Below are 15,381 nucleotides of genomic sequence, written 5' to 3'. Positions count from 1 at the left end.
CCCGCGGGGGGGGGGGGCCCCATAACCCCCCCCCCGCGGCGCCTGGGATGTGGCGCTCACCGAGACAGTGGCCGGATACGCGCCCGACCTGGTGGTCTGCGCGGGTTTCATGAAGCTGCTGGGCCCGGTGTTCCTGGATCGTTTCGGCGGCCGGATCATCAACACCCATCCGGCCCTGCTGCCCGCCTTTCCCGGCGCCCACGGGGTGCGGGACGCGCTGGCCTACGGGGTCCGGGTCACCGGGACCACCGTGCACCTGGTGGATGCCGGAGTGGACACCGGCCCGATCCTGGCCCAGGAGCCCGTCCGGGTCGATCCGGCCGATGACGAGGCCGAATTGCACGAGCGCATCAAAGTTGTGGAGCGACGGTTGCTGGTGGAGGTTGTGGCCGCCGTCGCGACCCGCGGAATTGTCTCCGATGGACGAAAGGCAGTTATCCCTGATGAGCGAGTTCTCCGGTGAGTGAACGCACGCCGATCCGCCGGGCGCTGGTGAGCGTCTACGACAAGACCGGGCTCGTGGAGCTGGCGACCGCGCTGCACGCGGCCGGGGTGGAACTGGTGTCCACCGGCTCGACCGCGGCGCGGATCGCGGACGCCGGTATCCCGGTGACCAAGGTCGAGGACCTGACCGGGTTCCCGGAAACTTTGGACGGCCGGGTCAAAACCCTGCATCCGCGGGTGCACGCGGGCATTCTGGCCGATACCCGCAAGGCCGAGCACCTCGACCAGCTCACCGAACTGGGTATCGAGGCCTTCCAGCTGGTCGTGGTGAACCTCTACCCGTTCAGCGAGACCGTCGCGAGCGGCGCGAGCCCGGACGACTGCGTCGAGCAGATCGATATCGGCGGACCGTCGATGGTGCGCGCCGCGGCCAAGAACCATCCGTCGGTCGCCGTGGTGGTGAACACCGGCGACTACGACGAGGTCCGCAAGGCCGTCGCCGACGGCGGGTTCACGCTGTCCGAGCGTATCGCGCTGGCCGCCAAGGCTTTCCAGCACACCGCGAGCTACGACGTCGCGGTGGCGAACTGGATGGCGTCGACGCTGGTCGAGAAGACTGCCGAGGAGGCCGAGTTCCCGTCCTGGATCGGCGCGGTGTGGGACCGTTCGGCGGTGTTGCGCTACGGCGAGAACCCGCATCAGCGGGCCGCGCTGTACACCGACGGTGACGGCGGGCTCGGCCTGGCGCGGGCGCGGCAGTTGCACGGCAAGGAGATGTCGTACAACAACTACACCGACGCCGATGCCGCTCGCCGGGCCGCCTATGACCACGAGGCGCCCGCGGTGGCGATCATCAAACACGCCAACCCCTGCGGTATCGCGACCGGCGCGGATATCGCCGAGGCACATCGCAAAGCGCACGCCTGTGATCCGGTGAGTGCCTACGGCGGCGTCATCGCTACGAACCGCGAGGTCTCGGTGGCGATGGCCCAGCAGGTGGCCGAGATCTTCACCGAGGTGATCGTGGCGCCTTCCTACGCCGACGGTGCCGTCGAGGTGTTGCAGCGCAAGAAGAACATCCGCATCCTGATCGCCGAAGCGCCGGCCCCCGCGGGCGCCGAACACCGGCCGGTGAGTGGCGGGCTGCTGGTCCAGGAACGCGATGTGATCGACGCCGACGGCGACGATCCGGCGAACTGGACCCTCGCGGCCGGCGAAGCCGCGGACGCGGCGACACTCGCCGATCTCGAATTCGCCTGGCGCGCCTGCCGGGCCGTGAAATCGAACGCCATCCTGCTGGCCCATGACGGTGCGTCGGTAGGTGTCGGTATGGGTCAGGTCAACCGGGTCGATTCGGTACGGCTCGCCGTCCAGCGGGCGGGCGACCGGGCCGCGGGGTCGGTGGCGGCCTCGGACGCGTTCTTCCCGTTCCCCGACGGGCCGCAACTGTTGCTGGAAGCCGGTATCCGGGCGATCGTCCAGCCGGGCGGCTCGGTGCGCGACCAGGACACCATCGACGCGGCGCGGGCGGCCGGAGTGACCATGTATTTCACCGGGTCCCGGCACTTCGCCCACTGACAACGGCCAGCGCGGCAAACGCCGTGCGGCCCCTCGATCGCTGGGAAACGAGGGGCCGCACGGCGCGGGTCGACTGTCGGTCGGTCGAGTGTAGGTGGAACGCACAGGGGATCGGCTGTGCTGGACAGCGTGCAGGACAATGTGGTCGGCGCATCGATCGATCCAGGATTATTGTGCCCTCGCGCCCCGGTTCGTGCGGTTGAGCAGAGATGCCTCAGCACAAGAGAGGGGCGCAAGGATTGGGATCACCGAAAATGGCGCCGACAAGCACGAACATGGCGGCCGCCTCAGCCGAACCGCTGGAGATCGGGCCGCTCAGCGACGAGCCACTGGGTCCACCAACGCCGGAGCCACTGGAGTCACCCTGCACCGTGCGCGGTGCGGCGGGTGGGGCGGCTTCGAGCGGTAGTCCGGTCGCGGCCGCGGTGCCGGCACCGGCCGCCGAGCCGGCTGCGATCGCCAGCGCGGCGATACCACCGACGAGAGTTTTCTGCATATCCGTGTTCAACTTCTGTGGTTGTGGGCACGACCGGTGGCCGTGCGAGAAGCACGCTATGGCACAGTCCGACTACAGGTAAGCCGCGAGTTCCTCTGCCCAAGTTTTTGGGGGCACGAAATGCGTTGCGCTGCAAACCGCCCCGGGTCGACGGATACGCGGCCGCGTCAAGCAGCGCTGAGCACTTGCCGGTCGCCCAGCGGTGCGTCCAACTGGATCTCCAGCGTGCCGAAAACCGCCATCATCACGCACATCTTGTCGACGGCGTCGGCGCGCGTGCCGCTGCGGAGTTCGACGGTGACCGTGCTGTCGTCCTCGGTGGCGGTGGCGTCCACGCCGTAGCATTCGGGCACACCGGTTTCGAAATGGATGGCAATCCGGTCCTCGGCCACCTTCGTCCACGAGGCGAAGGGGATGGGATGGGCACCGACGATCGACGGGTCCGCGGTGAAGAGGTGGCCGGGTTCGGCTCCAGGGTCCTCGGTGGGAGTCGTGGGCGTATTCGCGGGGGCGGGTACAGAGGTCGGGGAGAGCCCGGGCTCCGGATCGGCGGTGCCGTCGCTACCGCAGGCCGAGACCACGAGGACGACGCCGAGAGCCAGAAGTGCCGTACATCCCCGCAGTGTGACCATGCGCACCACTGTAGTGGGCATCGGCTCCTTGCCGCCCGTACGTGGGCTCGGCAGCCGAACGCCCGGCGCCGCGTCGTGCGGGGCCGGGCGTCCGGGTGCGAATGTGGCGCCGCGTCAGCGGCTGGTGAAGGGGAGCAGAGCCATTTCGCGCGCGTTCTTCACCGCGACCGCGACCTGGCGCTGCTGCTGCGGGGTCAGACCGGTGACCCGGCGGCTGCGGATCTTGCCGCGATCGGAGATGAAGGTGCGCAGCAGATTCACGTCCTTGTAGTCGACCGTCTCGATACCCGCGGCGATCAGCGGGTTCTTCTTGGGCCGGCGGGCCTGTTCGGCGCGGACCTTCTTCGACGGGCCTCGTTTGACTGCCATATGACCGGTTCCTAACTCACGAGATCGGTGGGTTACCAGCTCGATTTGTGCACACCGGGCAACTCTCCTCGATGCGCCATCTCACGCACACGCACACGCGAAAGGCCGAACTTCCGGAGATAACCGCGCGGTCGCCCGTCGGCGGTGTCCCGATTGCGCAATCGTACCGGACTGGCGTCCCGGGGCAGTCGGCGCAGGGCCGCCTGGGCCGCCAGACGCTCGTCGTCCGGCGTGGAGGGTTTACGGATCAGTTCTTTGAGCTCGGCGCGCCGTTCGGCGTACCGGGCCACAACGGCGCGTCGCTGCTGGTTGCGGGCGATCTTGGACTTCTTGGCCATCAGCGCTCCTCCCGGAAGTCGACGTGCCGGCGGACCACGGGATCGTACTTCCGCAGCACCATGCGGTCGGGGTCGTTCCGGCGGTTCTTCCGGGTGACGTGGGTGTATCCGGTGCCCGCGGTGGAGCGGAGTTTGATCACCGGACGGATATCGGTCGATTTCGATGCCATCGGTGCGCTCAGATCCGTGTTCCGCGGGCGCGGAGGCGGGCCACCACGGCTTCGATCCCGTCCCGGTCGATGGTTTTGATGCCCTTGGCGGACACGTCGAGGGTGATCCGGCGGCCTTCGCTGGGCAGGTAGTAGGTCTTGCGCTGAATGTTGGGATCCCAGCGCCGGCTGGTGCGTTTGTGCGAATGCGAGACGGCCTTGCCGAATCCGGGTTTGCGGCCGGTGACCTGACAATGCGCCGACATGGGACTCCCTCCGACGTGAACGATGATGAAAATCGTTTTCGACAACGATGGGTCCACACTGTAGCGTGTGCCGGGTCGTAATTGAAAATCATTACCGAAAGGGTAGTGGTGTCCCAATCCGCATACCTCCCAGAAGTCATCGATCCCGGAGACCGCCGCACACCGGTCGTGGTGGTCGCCGGCCTGCACGGTGATCCGGCCGGTTCCGTCGACCTCATCGCGGACGCCCTCGGCACGGCCCCGGGCACCGTCGTGGTGCGCCACGACCTTGCCGAACTCGGGGAGGGAATCGTGCGCCGCACCGTGTCGCACGGCGGCACGGCCACCGTCTCGGTGCATGAACTGGCCCACGGCTGCGTCTCATGCACCTTGAAGGCAGATCTACTGCCGCTGCTGTGCACTCTCGCGGCCCGCGATTCGGTGCGCCGGATCGTGCTCGCCCTGGACCCGGCCATCGAAGCGGAGTCGGTGTGCCAGGGAATCGGCGAGGTGGTCGTGGCCGGTGTCGTCGGCCGGGTGGACGGTCCCGCGGCGCGGGACGTCCGGATAGCCGCCGTGCTCACCGGTATCGACGGGCGCACCTGGGTCCCGGCGGCGACCGGTGACGAAGCGCTGGACGAACTCGGCTGGGCATGGGCCGACGATGAGCGCACCCTCGCCCAACTGGCCGTCGGACAGGTCGATTTCGCGGATGCCCTGGTGATCACCGGAGGCGACGCCGTGGATCCGCTGGAGCGGGCCCGGCTGGGGGCGGTGCTGTCCCGGTTGGCGCCGCTGGCCCCGGCGCTGTGGACCGGCCCGGACGCCGCGGTGACCTCCGGAGCGGTCGAGGGACTGCTGGCCCGGATCCCGGCGGAGTCCCGGCGCGGACGGGTCTTCGACGCGCATGCCCCGCTGCTGCGCGGTCAACCGCCGCTGGGGGCGGAATGCGGTGTCGAACTGGTGGAATTCACCGCCGGACGGCCCTTCCACCCCGAGCGGCTGCACGAGGCGCTGGACGTGCTGTTCGAGGGTGTGGTCACGGCGCGTGGCCGGATGTGGCTGGCGACCCAGCCGGACGAGGTCGTGTGGCTGGAATCGGCCGGCGGGGGGCTGCGGATCGGCGGTGCCGGTCGCTGGCTGGCGGCGATGACCGAATCCGAACGCGCCGAGGCCGAGCCGGAGCGGCTGGCCATGGCCCGGTTGCGCTGGGACGACCGGTTCGGCGACCGCGACAATTCGCTGGTCGTCCTGGTCCACGCGGCCGACCCGGACGAGGTCCGGCAGGCACTGGACCGGGCACTGGTCGACGATGCCGAACTGCGGCTGGTCGAGCGGGCGCCGCATCAGGTGGCCCGCTGGTCGGATCCCTTCGGTGAATGGCATACCGACCCCTGCGATTCGGACGAACCGTATCCGGCCGCCACCGGTGAGGGCCGGGGCGGCGACACGGGCGAGCGCGCCCGGAAGGAGAAGTGATGAAAGCCGATATCCATCCCGATTACCATCCCGTGGTCTTCGAGGACGCGAGTACCGGGGCCCGGTTCCCGACTCGTTCCACGGCCACCGGCGACCGGACCGTCACCTGGACAGACGGCAATACCTATCCGTTGCTGACGGTGGACGTCACCGCGGATTCGCACCCCTTCTGGACCGGCGCGCACCGCCTGCTCGACACCCAGGGCCGGGTGGAGAAATTCGAACGCAGATACGGCCGGCGTGCCGGACGGACCCGGAAGGAGCACTGAGATGGCGGTACCGAAGCGGAGGATGTCGCGGTCCAATACCCGTAGCCGCCGGTCGAACTGGAAGGCCACCCCGCCGGATCTGGTTCCGGTCACGGTGGACGGTGTAGTGCATCGGGTGCCGCGGCGGCTGGTCGAGGCGGTCCGGCGCGGCCTGCTGGACCTGACACGCCGGTGAAGTGTCAGGCCCCCTAGATGCGAAAAGGCCGTGGAGACAGTCGTATCCGAGGAGGGTCGGGGGCCGATGGAACTCCGCGGGCAAACCTTTGGCAAGCACGATCATGGTCTTCACCTCGAACGATCGCCTGCTGAGAGATTGCGGACCGAAGTCGGGTGCGTTGCCGCTGGCCCGGGGGATATCCGGTGAGTACCGGAAAAACTCGGCGGACTACTGCCGCACCGGTCCATACCGGTTATCCTCGTGCGTGAGGGCGGGTCTCCCAGAGATGGGAGACCCGCTCATCGCCACTTTCGAGGGCTTTCGCCCCAACCTCCCCGGGCAATTCCGCCCGCTGTCGCGAGTCGCATTCCGCCGCGAGCGCCTGCGCGATATCACCCACCTGTCGCAGCAGCGCCAGGGCGAGCGCGGCCGGTAGCAGCAGCAGCGATACCGGCCACGGCAACTCCACTCGCTCCTGCTGGTCCCCGAGATCGGCGAGCGTGGCTTCCATTTCGCTGATCTCGACCCGTAATTCGGAGACCTCGGAGCGCAGACCGCGCACCTGCGCCCACAGCTCCCGCAGGAGCTTCTCCTGATCGGACAGCACGGTGTCGGTTTCCGCCCGGCTCAACGCGCCGGTTCCGGCAGTGGCTGAGCCCGCTGCGCGAGCGCTGCCGCCGCATTGGGCCGGGCGGCGGGCCGGATCTGCTCGTCCGCGGGGGACGCACTGCCGTTACCGCCTGCCGGGCCGCCGGTCTCGGCCGTACCGGGCTTCGTGGCGCGGGGAGTGTCGTCGGGGCGCTCCGGGGCCACCAGCACCGCGGTGATCGGAACGGCCAGGGCCAGCAGGCCGATGACGAACATCGGGAAGGCGTAGCCGAACAGTTCCATGCCCTGCGCGGGTTCGGCATCGGAGTCGAAGCGGAATTCCAGGGCGGCGACACCGGTGAAGTAGATGGCCGCCACGCCCGCACCGAACATCGCGATCGACCCGGCCCGGGCCGCCGGGAAGCGGAGCCGCTGAAAGAGGAACACGCACAGCGAGGAAGCGGTGACCACGACGACGATCGCGACAACGAAGAGCCCGATGTGCACCGAGACCGAACCCTGGATATCGATCGAGGCGAGCTGCAGCCACAGCATGATCCCGAACCCGAGACCGAGCCCGGCCGCCGCGTTCACCATGCGTTTGACCTCGAACTCACGACCGGCGAGGAGCAGGCCGAGGAAGACGGCGGCGACGGCGAACACCAGGGACAGGGTCAGGTCCGAGATGTCATAGCGCAGAATGCGGCCCGGAATGGATATGCCCAGCAATGAGACGGTGCTGGCCAGCCAGACCCCGATACCGCCGATGGAGACCGCGGCAGCGGCCACCCATACCGGGCGGAACCGGACCGAACGGCGTCCGTTCACCGCGCAGGCCAGGCCCACGAACATTCCGACCGCCGACACCCCGACGGTGAGCAGGGTCAGCCAGTAGCCCATGGTGAACAGATCGGCGGTCTCGACCGTTTCCGCGGCCAGCACCTCAACCATGCCGGGCGACTCCCTCGTATTCCTGAGCCTTCAAACGGTTGATCGCGTACTCGGTGACGGCGGCCAGCGCCTGCCGGACCTCTTTCGCGTCACGGGCATCGATATCCACGATCGGCACACCCTCGCGTACCGACAGCGCCTCGCGCAGTTCGGCCATGGCGAACCGCGGCGAGTTCGGGAACCGGTTGACCGCGATCAGGAACGGCAGATTGCGGGCCTCGAAGAAATCGACGGCCGCGAAACTGTCCTCCAGCCGGCGCGCGTCCACCAGCACCACCGCGCCGATGGCGCCGCGGATGAGGTCGTCCCACATGAACCAGAACCGGCGCTGACCGGGCGTACCGAACAGGTACAGCGTCAGGTTGCCCGGCAGGATGATGCGGCCGAAATCCATTGCGACCGTGGTGGTCCGCTTGTCCGGGGTGTCGTCCAGATTGTCGACGCCGTCGGAGAAGCTGGTGACCATCGCCTCGGTACGCAGCGGCACGATCTCCGAGACCGCGCCCACGAAAGTTGTTTTGCCCGCGCCGAATCCACCGGCCACGACGATCTTGGTCGACGCGACCCGGGTCTCGGTCTCCCCCGCACCACCACCCTGGCTCTTGCTAAAGGGCTCGGAGTCCACGCAATGTCCTCTCCATCAGCGACCGGCGTTCGTCGTAACTCGCCTGCTCGGTCAAAGTCGAATGCACTCGCAGGTTGCCGTCCACGACGAGGTCACCGATGACGACGCGGACCATACCGAGCGGGCGATCGAGATGCGCGGCGATTTCGGCAACCGACAGCTGGTGGGTTCCGAGCCGGAGGATCTCGGCTCGGATGTCACCGGACGGCCAATCGAATTGTGCATGATAGGAGATGGTTTCGATAACCGCCTCCATCGGCAGGTCGACTGCGGGCTGGGTTCGGCCGGCGGTGATCGCGTACGGGCGGACACGTCCGGCCCGGCGCGGGCTGTTGGGCTGCGCAGGGGCGCTGAACCGATAGGCACCGGTGTTGTACTGCGAGGAACCGGGTCCGAAGTTCTGTGCGCCCGGACCGTAGTTCCGATCAGGGGAGCCGAATCCGGGTCCGCCGGTGTGTGGATCGGGCAAGCCATGGCCGAATTGGGACATGGTGCTCAGACGGTGGATCGGGCGGTCGCGCTGACGACCGAACCCACGCGATCGACCAGCAGGGCCATCTCGTAGCCGATCCGGCCGATATCGTGCTGCTTGTTGGCGAGTACCGCGATATGCGAGCCGTTGCCGACGCTCATGACCAATAGGTAGCCGCGCTGCATCTCAACGATCGACTGCATCACCTTGCCGCCGTCGAACAACTGGGCCGCGCCGGTGGCGAGACTGGCCAGGCCCGCGGTCACCGCGGCGAGCTGTTCGGCACGATCGGCGGGCAGATGGGGGCTGACAGCTTGCAGCAGGCCGTCCGCGGAGACCAGGACGGCATGGGAGACACCCGGCACGTCCCGGGTGAATCTGGCGACCAGCCAGTTCAGGTTCTCGTCCGTGCTGCTCTTCGGGTCGTCGGTCATACAAGCCCTCCGTCATTGTTCTGCGCGTCGGCCCGCCCACTGCGGACCCCGCTCAGGTGTCTGGTCAGATTGCTCCGGATCTCCGCCGGGTCCCGGGGGGCCTCGTCTTCGACAGGGGTCAGCCCGCCGGGTACGAGCTGCGCGCCCGGTCGGCGGATGGGGAGCCCGTTCGCGGTCTTGGAGTCCGAGCTCGGCTTGGCGGCGTCCTCCGCGGCCAGCCAGCCGATATCGGCGGGAGTGGTCCAGTCCTGGCGCGGCCGGTCCTGCGCGGTGGCCGGCTCGACCAGCCATTCCGAGACCATACGCTGGTAGATCGGCGTGGGGGTTTCACCGCCGACCGGCTGCAGCCGGGAAGAGGTGGTCGTGGCCGGCGCCGGCTCGTCGCGGCGCGGCTCGGCGCGGCCGAAGAGGTCGTTGTGGTCCATGCCCGGCCGCCGGATCGGCAAGCCGGAGCGGGCGGTGACCGCCGGCGGCTCCGGTTCGGACGACGAACGGTGTTCGGTGGTGCTCGGTGGCGGGGTCTCGACCGGCGCCGGGAAGGACTGGGACTTGTAGGTCTCCGACCACAGTCCGGTGGGCGAGTCGTCGGCTTCCGGGGTGTCGGGGACCGGATCGAACGCCGAGAAGGTGTCCCGGGATCCGCTGCCGTTCGCCGTGTCCTTGCCGGGGGCCGCGGGACCGTGCGTGGACGGGCGGCGCTGCGGCAATCCGGTGGACGTGGTGCCGAAACTCGAGGTCACGGGGGCGGGGGTGAGCGGCCGCACCGCGGGGAGATCGGTCCGCGAGGTCCACGAATCCGAGGACGGCAGGTCGGGTACCGGGGTCAGCTGCCGCGGCACCGCCGGTGAGGGGAGCTGCGGCAGCTGCGAAGTGTGCTGGAGTCGCGGCGGGGCCGCGGAGAGGTCGGCGGCGAGGACGTTCGAGTTGTCGGGCCCGGTATCGGGTGAGATCAGCAGACCCGGCAGATGCAGGCTGGCGGTGATACCCGGCTGCTGCGCCATGGTCGAGGTACGGCGCAGGCCGACGGTGATCTGATGCCGTTTGGCCAGCCGGCCGACGACGAAAAGACCCATCCGGCGCGCGGTTTCGACATTGATCTCACCGCCGGAGGCCAGGCGCGCATTGGCAGCCTGCAGGTCCTCGTTGGCCATACCCAGTCCCCGGTCGGTGATCTCGATGAGGTACCCGCCGTCGACCGCGCGGGAGACGGTCACCGCCACCGGCGTATTGGGCGGGGAGTACCGCAGCGCATTGTCGATGACCTCCGCGAGCAGGTGTTCGATATCGACCGCGGGCTCACCGGCGACGACACCCTCGGGCACATGACCGATCTCGACCCGCTGATAGTCCTCGACCTGGGAAACCGCACTCCACAGCATATCCGAGAGCGGGACCGGTTCGAGCTGGCCGCGACGCAGCGCGGTACCGGCCAGCACGAGCAGGTTGTCACCATTGCGCCGCATTCGCGTGGCGAGATGGTCGAGCCGGAACAGGTTCTGCAGCCGCTTCGGATTGTCCTCGTCGTGCTCGAGTTCCTCGATGATGCCGAGCTGCTGTTCCACCAGCGACTGGCTGCGCCGGGACAGGGTCTCGAACATGTTGCCGATCTGCACGCGCAGACGGGCCTGGTCGGCGGCCAGATTGAGGGCCTGCTGGTGCATTTCGTCGACCGCCCGGGCGAGCTGGCCGATCTCCTCGGTGCCCTGGACGCCGACCGGTTCGATCTCCGGGGTCTCGGCGCCCCCGCGGACCTGCTCGAGTTCCTGGGGAAGACGCACATGGGCCACTTCCAGCGCGTCCCGGCGCAGCCGGCGCACCGGGACGACCAGGGTCCGGGCGACCGCGAGCGCGAGGGTCAGACCGCCGAGCAGGGCGGCGATGAGCAGTGCGGTCTCGCGCAGCGCGCTGTTCTGGGCGGAAACCGTCGCATGGTGCAGCGCGCCACTGATGGTGGCGATCAGCTGGTCGGTGGTGACCTGGTAGGCATGGGAGCTGGTATCGAGGGATTTCAGTGCGGCGGGATCGGTCATCGCGCCCTGGGTGCCCTGGCTGAAGATCGCCAGCCGGGTCTGCACCGCGTCCAGGAGCGGCCGCATATTGCCGGCCACATCCGGCATGATCTGGCCGTACTGGTGGATCATGGTGAGTTCGGCGCCACCCGAGGTGAGCACCCGGGCGCGCATGGCCGGATTGTCCTCGGCGGTGGGCGAACTGATCACCAGGCGCTGCGCGGTCAGCGACCGCCGTGCGTTCTGGATGGCGCTCACCTGCAGGAAGTAGCGCTGGATCGACAGGTCCTCGACGGTGGGCGACTGCGCGAGCGCGTTACCGATCCGGACCGCGATCTCGTCGGCCTGGTCGCCCACCATGGCGGGCGACCCGTTGCTGAGGCCGCTGCGCATGGTGCTGCCGATGGTGAGTGCCGAGGACAGTTCGCGGGAGACCGCCGGCCGGACCTGGTTGGAGTCCAGTGCCCGTTCCAGGGTTTCGTGGGCCGCATCGAAACCGGCGAGGGCCGCGGCGGCCCGCGGGTCGCGGTTGTCGGCCCAGCCGGCGGTCGCGGTGACCGCGAGGTGTTCGGCGGCGGCGTTGTAGCCGACGATGGGCGCGATGATGCGGGACTGGTCGGTCGCGGCCTCGAGCTGTTCCAGGGTGCGCAGCTCGTTGTTGATCCGTAGCACCGCGAAGAGGGTTGCCAGGATGACCGGCAGGACCAGGACGATGCCGACCTTGCGGGTGACCGACCAGTTGGACAGGCTGAATTGCCACGGTCGCGGGGTTTCCATCCGCCTCTGTCGCCTCCGCATCACGATCGACCTCTTTTCGGCGCGTGGGCGTTTCATTTATGATTCACTTCACACCGAACCAACCGGAGGTCTAGTTTTTACCGATCGGAACATACCGTGCATGTTAGCGGCGGGCAATCGGGACGTTCAGACGGTTATACCGCGAATAAAGCGGATGTGGAACAGGTTTCGTGGCATATCACAGGGTGGTAATGGATCGTCCGGTTGTCGGACGAATTCCCAGGTGAAGATGCCTGCGCGCGGGAACGTCGAGAGTTGGTCTTCATTGGGTCGACCGTCCGGTACCTTCCCGCGAGGGGGAAGTTCCGCCCGATATTCGACCCAGGTCCGGAAAATCCGTCCGGCGAAACCAGTGGTCAGCCGACTCGCGGCGCGGCGGGCCCTCTCAGTAGCCTCTCAGTCGCTGCGGTCAAACTGGTGTTATGCGGATTCTGGTGGTCGACGACGATCGTGCCGTGCGGGAGTCACTGCGCCGGTCGCTGACCTTCAACGGGTATACCGTCGACCTGGCGGTCGACGGTATCGACGCATTGGAGAAGGCGACCGCCGACCGCCCGGACGCGCTGGTACTCGATGTCATGATGCCGCGGCTGGACGGACTCGAAGTGTGTCGGCGGCTGCGCAGCACCGGAGACGATCTGCCCATCCTGGTGCTGACCGCGCGCGATTCGGTATCCGAGCGAGTGGCGGGTCTCGATGCCGGCGCCGACGACTACCTGCCCAAACCGTTCGCGCTGGAAGAACTGCTGGCCCGGCTGCGCGCCCTGCTGCGCCGCCGTGTCCCGGATGCCGGCGAGATCTCCGAGGCGATGCACTTCGCCGACCTCTCACTCGACCCGGTCACCCGGGAGGTCGCCCGCGGTCCGCGGTCCATCTCGCTGACCCGCACCGAGTTCTCCCTGCTCGAAATGCTCATGTCCAACCCGCGCCGGGTGCTGACCCGCGGCCGGATACTCGAGGAGGTCTGGGGCTACGACTTCCCCACCTCCGGTAACGCCCTGGAGGTCTATATCGGTTATCTGCGCCGGAAAACCGAGGCCGCCGGCGAACCCCGACTGATCCACACCGTGCGCGGCGTCGGGTACGTCCTGCGTGAAACGCCCCCGTAGGCGCGGATATGGCACGCACCCCCCGTTCCGCGGCGAAGAAACATTCGGTCGCGCCGCTGGGCGGCCCCTGGCCGGACGAGCCGGCCCCCATGCGCCCCCCGACCCCGCTGACCCGCACCGTATCCCTGCGGTGGCGGGTCACCCTGCTGGCCGCCTCGCTGGTGGCGATTTTCGTGGCGATCACCTCGATCGCCGCCTACGCCATGGTCGCCCGCGCCCTCTACGGTCAGGTCGACGCGCAGCTGCGGGCCCGCGCCGCCACCATGATCAGCGGCGATATCGACAGCATGGCCTTCCAGTCGCTGGGCGTGGCGACCCTGTTCTCCAACGATATCGGCGTCGCGCTGATCTATCCGCCTGCCAACCCGGAGTCCACCCAGCGCCCCGGCCTGCCCGCCTATATCCCGCCGCAGCCGACCACCCCGCCCATCGGTACCGAGGAGATCGCCGTGGCGCAGGGCACCCGCGATTCGTCGCTGCGCACCTACAACAATCAGCGGGTACTGGCCGAGCGCATGGATTCCGGCGTGACCCTGATCATCTCGCAACGCCTGGAACCGACTCGCGAGGTGCTGGACCGGCTGGCCTGGCTGCTGTTCGCGGTCGGCGCCTCCGGGGTCGTCCTCGCCGCCGGCGCCGGCACCACTGTCGGGCGGACCGGGCTGCGTCCGATCGCCCGGCTGACCGCCGCCACCGAGCGGATCGCGCGCACCGACGATCTCACACCGATCCCGGTGACCGGTGACGACGAGCTCGCCCGGCTCACCGAGAGCTTCAACACCATGCTGCGCGCCCTGACCGAATCCCGGGACCGGCAGCGGCGGCTGGTCGCCGACGCCGGCCACGAACTACGCACCCCGCTGACCTCCCTGCGCACGAATATGGAGCTCCTCATCGCCTCGAGCCGCCCCGACGCGCCCGCCATCCCCGAGGAGGATATGGCCGAACTGCGCTCGGATGTGATGGCGCAGATCGAAGAGTTGTCCAACCTGGTCGGGGATCTGGTGGACCTGGCCCGCGAGGACGCCCCGGAAACCGTCTACGAGCGGGTCGATCTCGGTGAGGTGACCGAACGCGCACTGGAACGGGTCCGCCGCCGCGGCGCATCCGATTTCGCCGCCGAATTACGCCCCTGGTTCGTGTACGGGCACGACGCCGCACTGGAACGCGCGATTCTCAATGTTCTCGACAACGCCGCCAAATGGAACCCGCCCGGCGAACAGGTCCGCGTACTGATGGCCGAGACCGGCCGCGGGCTTCTGGAATTATCGGTCGACGATGCCGGGCCCGGTATTCCACCGGGCGAACGCGAGCTGGTCTTCGAGCGTTTCTATCGCACCACCGCCTCACGTTCCATGCCCGGTTCCGGGCTCGGCCTGGCAATTGTGAAACAGGTCGTGACCAAACACGGCGGCACTATTGCCATCGACACCTCCGAGCGCGGTGGCGCGCTCATCCGCATCGTGTTGCCGGGTGAAAACCCGTCGCCCGAGGAATATCGTGCGGAAAGCGGAGGTAGCGAATAATTCGGGAGGGCCGGAAATATTTTCCGGTTGGGCCCGGGTGCCGGAAATTGCGGCAGAATACGGGTCGCCTGGAACAGGAAAAGGGGGCGCGAGTGAATGGTGGGCGGGGACGCCGACGGCTGGTGCCGGAGTCTGGGGAATGTGCCGCTCTGGGGGAAGGGAGAGTGGGCGTGCATGTGGGGTGGGGTTAGCGGGTGGGGCGAGAGGTGGGCGTACTCGCGTCGGCGGGATACAAGGCGCGCACGAGGCCCGGCGCGGAAGCCTTTTCTGGAGGTGAGAGGTGGGCTTGCTCGCGCGGGCCGGGGACGAACGTGTCCATGAGGTCGGCGCGGACCCTGTGGAGGTGGGGTGTGGGCTTGCTCGTGAAGGTGGGGAGTGGGCTTGCTCGCGCGGGCCGGATACAGACGTGCCCACGAGGTCGGCGCGGGCCCTGTGAGGGTTGGGGTGGGGGCTTGCTCGTGAAGATGGGGTCCGGGCTGCGGGAAGGTGGGGTTCGGGCTGCTCGTGAAGGTGGGGTGTGGGCTGCTCGTGAAGGTGGGGTGTGGGCTGCTCGTGAAGGTGGGGTGTGGGCTGCTCGTGAAGGTGGGGTGTGGGCTTGCTCGTGAAGGTGGGGAAGTGGGCTTGCTCGTGAAGGTGCTGTGTTTTTTGGCGCGCCTCCGGCGCGCGGGGTTGAGGCCCCCTTGGTCTCGCCGTTTCGGCCTCGAGACTCGCGC

At 68.3% G+C, this 15,381-nt stretch carries 17 protein-coding genes and 1 pseudogene; 7 read left to right on the top strand and 11 right to left on the bottom strand.

The genetic code is table 11. From position 1 onward, the window contains the following. Positions 1–34 precede the first annotated feature (34 nt). A pseudogene (gene purN, locus ACLML9_RS22095) lies at positions 35–463 on the top strand (phosphoribosylglycinamide formyltransferase); the annotation flags it as partial. After that, entirely contained in the window at positions 460–2,022 is a 1,563-nt protein-coding gene (gene purH / locus ACLML9_RS22090; protein WP_411947317.1) for a bifunctional phosphoribosylaminoimidazolecarboxamide formyltransferase/IMP cyclohydrolase, read from the top strand. The pseudogene purN and the gene purH, both read left to right, overlap by 4 nt. 663 nt (positions 2,023–2,685) lie before the next feature. On the opposite strand, the gene ACLML9_RS22085 is transcribed toward purH, so the two are convergent. The 5 genes from ACLML9_RS22085 to rpmB form a co-directional block, all read right to left on the bottom strand. After that, positions 2,686–3,171, bottom strand: coding sequence for a hypothetical protein (locus ACLML9_RS22085; protein ID WP_411947316.1), 486 nt, complete (start codon positions 3,169–3,171; stop codon positions 2,686–2,688). Between the two features lie 93 nt (positions 3,172–3,264). Then, a complete protein-coding gene (rpsR, locus tag ACLML9_RS22080) occupies positions 3,265–3,519 on the bottom strand; it encodes a 30S ribosomal protein S18 (protein WP_030522354.1) in 255 nt (84 codons plus the stop codon). A 32-nt stretch (positions 3,520–3,551) separates the two neighbouring features. Then, positions 3,552–3,857: a 30S ribosomal protein S14 gene (gene rpsN / locus ACLML9_RS22075; RefSeq protein ID WP_411947315.1), complete on the bottom strand. Its 306-nt coding sequence runs from the start codon at positions 3,855–3,857 to the stop codon at positions 3,552–3,554. Further along, complete coding sequence (gene rpmG / locus ACLML9_RS22070) at positions 3,857–4,027, bottom strand: 50S ribosomal protein L33 (RefSeq protein ID WP_411947314.1); 171 nt, start codon at positions 4,025–4,027, stop codon at positions 3,857–3,859. Before rpmG ends, rpsN begins: the two co-directional genes overlap by 1 nt. Before the next feature lie 8 nt (positions 4,028–4,035). Further along, complete coding sequence (gene rpmB / locus ACLML9_RS22065; RefSeq protein ID WP_030522351.1) at positions 4,036–4,272, bottom strand: 50S ribosomal protein L28; 237 nt, start codon at positions 4,270–4,272, stop codon at positions 4,036–4,038. Positions 4,273–4,380: 108 nt separating this feature from the next. On the opposite strand from rpmB, the gene mrf reads away from it, so the two are divergent. Genes mrf through rpmF form a run of 3 tightly spaced genes read left to right on the top strand, consistent with a single transcriptional unit; the run spans position 4,381 to position 6,174 of the window. Beyond that, positions 4,381–5,730 carry a ribosome hibernation factor-recruiting GTPase MRF gene (gene mrf / locus ACLML9_RS22060; protein ID WP_411947313.1) on the top strand — a complete coding sequence of 450 codons (1,350 nt, stop codon included), beginning with the start codon at positions 4,381–4,383 and terminating at the stop codon, positions 5,728–5,730. Further along, the gene (locus ACLML9_RS22055) at positions 5,730–5,999 is read left to right on the top strand and encodes a type B 50S ribosomal protein L31 (protein WP_411947312.1); all 270 of its coding nucleotides are present in this window, start codon (positions 5,730–5,732) and stop codon (positions 5,997–5,999) included. Before mrf ends, ACLML9_RS22055 begins: the two co-directional genes overlap by 1 nt. 1 nt (position 6,000) lies before the next feature. Continuing rightward, positions 6,001–6,174, top strand: a complete 174-nt coding sequence (gene rpmF / locus ACLML9_RS22050; RefSeq protein ID WP_265803651.1) for a 50S ribosomal protein L32 — start codon at positions 6,001–6,003, stop codon at positions 6,172–6,174. 235 nt (positions 6,175–6,409) lie between these two features. Here the strand turns inward: rpmF and ACLML9_RS22045 are convergent, their stop codons facing one another. The 6 genes from ACLML9_RS22045 to ACLML9_RS22020 form a co-directional block, all read right to left on the bottom strand. Further along, positions 6,410–6,787 carry a hypothetical protein gene (locus ACLML9_RS22045; RefSeq protein ID WP_411947311.1) on the bottom strand — a complete coding sequence of 126 codons (378 nt, stop codon included), beginning with the start codon at positions 6,785–6,787 and terminating at the stop codon, positions 6,410–6,412. Beyond that, positions 6,784–7,695, bottom strand: a complete 912-nt coding sequence (locus ACLML9_RS22040) for an MHYT domain-containing protein (protein ID WP_411947310.1) — start codon at positions 7,693–7,695, stop codon at positions 6,784–6,786. The genes ACLML9_RS22045 and ACLML9_RS22040 overlap by 4 nt, the downstream gene beginning before the upstream one ends. Continuing rightward, positions 7,688–8,239, bottom strand: coding sequence for a GTP-binding protein (locus tag ACLML9_RS22035; RefSeq protein WP_373863778.1), 552 nt, complete (start codon positions 8,237–8,239; stop codon positions 7,688–7,690). The genes ACLML9_RS22040 and ACLML9_RS22035 overlap by 8 nt, the downstream gene beginning before the upstream one ends. 61 nt (positions 8,240–8,300) lie before the next feature. Further along, positions 8,301–8,615: a DUF742 domain-containing protein gene (locus tag ACLML9_RS22030; protein WP_030522344.1), complete on the bottom strand. Its 315-nt coding sequence runs from the start codon at positions 8,613–8,615 to the stop codon at positions 8,301–8,303. 200 nt (positions 8,616–8,815) lie between these two features. Then, positions 8,816–9,226 carry a roadblock/LC7 domain-containing protein gene (locus ACLML9_RS22025; RefSeq protein ID WP_411947309.1) on the bottom strand — a complete coding sequence of 137 codons (411 nt, stop codon included), beginning with the start codon at positions 9,224–9,226 and terminating at the stop codon, positions 8,816–8,818. Continuing rightward, entirely contained in the window at positions 9,223–12,012 is a 2,790-nt protein-coding gene (locus ACLML9_RS22020) for an ATP-binding protein (RefSeq protein WP_411947308.1), read from the bottom strand. The genes ACLML9_RS22025 and ACLML9_RS22020 overlap by 4 nt, the downstream gene beginning before the upstream one ends. A gap of 443 nt (positions 12,013–12,455) precedes the next feature. Between ACLML9_RS22020 and ACLML9_RS22015 the strand changes: the two genes are divergently transcribed. Both ACLML9_RS22015 and ACLML9_RS22010 read left to right on the top strand, forming a co-directional pair. After that, complete coding sequence (locus ACLML9_RS22015; protein WP_411947307.1) at positions 12,456–13,142, top strand: response regulator transcription factor; 687 nt, start codon at positions 12,456–12,458, stop codon at positions 13,140–13,142. An 8-nt stretch (positions 13,143–13,150) separates the two neighbouring features. Next, positions 13,151–14,668, top strand: coding sequence for an ATP-binding protein (locus ACLML9_RS22010; protein ID WP_411947306.1), 1,518 nt, complete (start codon positions 13,151–13,153; stop codon positions 14,666–14,668). Positions 14,669–15,381 lie beyond the last annotated feature (713 nt).

Origin of the sequence: Nocardia sp. NPDC002869, from assembly GCF_046764065.1 — a bacterium.
Classification (GTDB): Bacteria; Actinomycetota; Actinomycetes; order Mycobacteriales; family Mycobacteriaceae; genus Nocardia; species Nocardia rhamnosiphila.
Note: the sequence above shows the minus strand (reverse complement) of the source record. Positions and strands in the feature narration are given on the sequence as shown.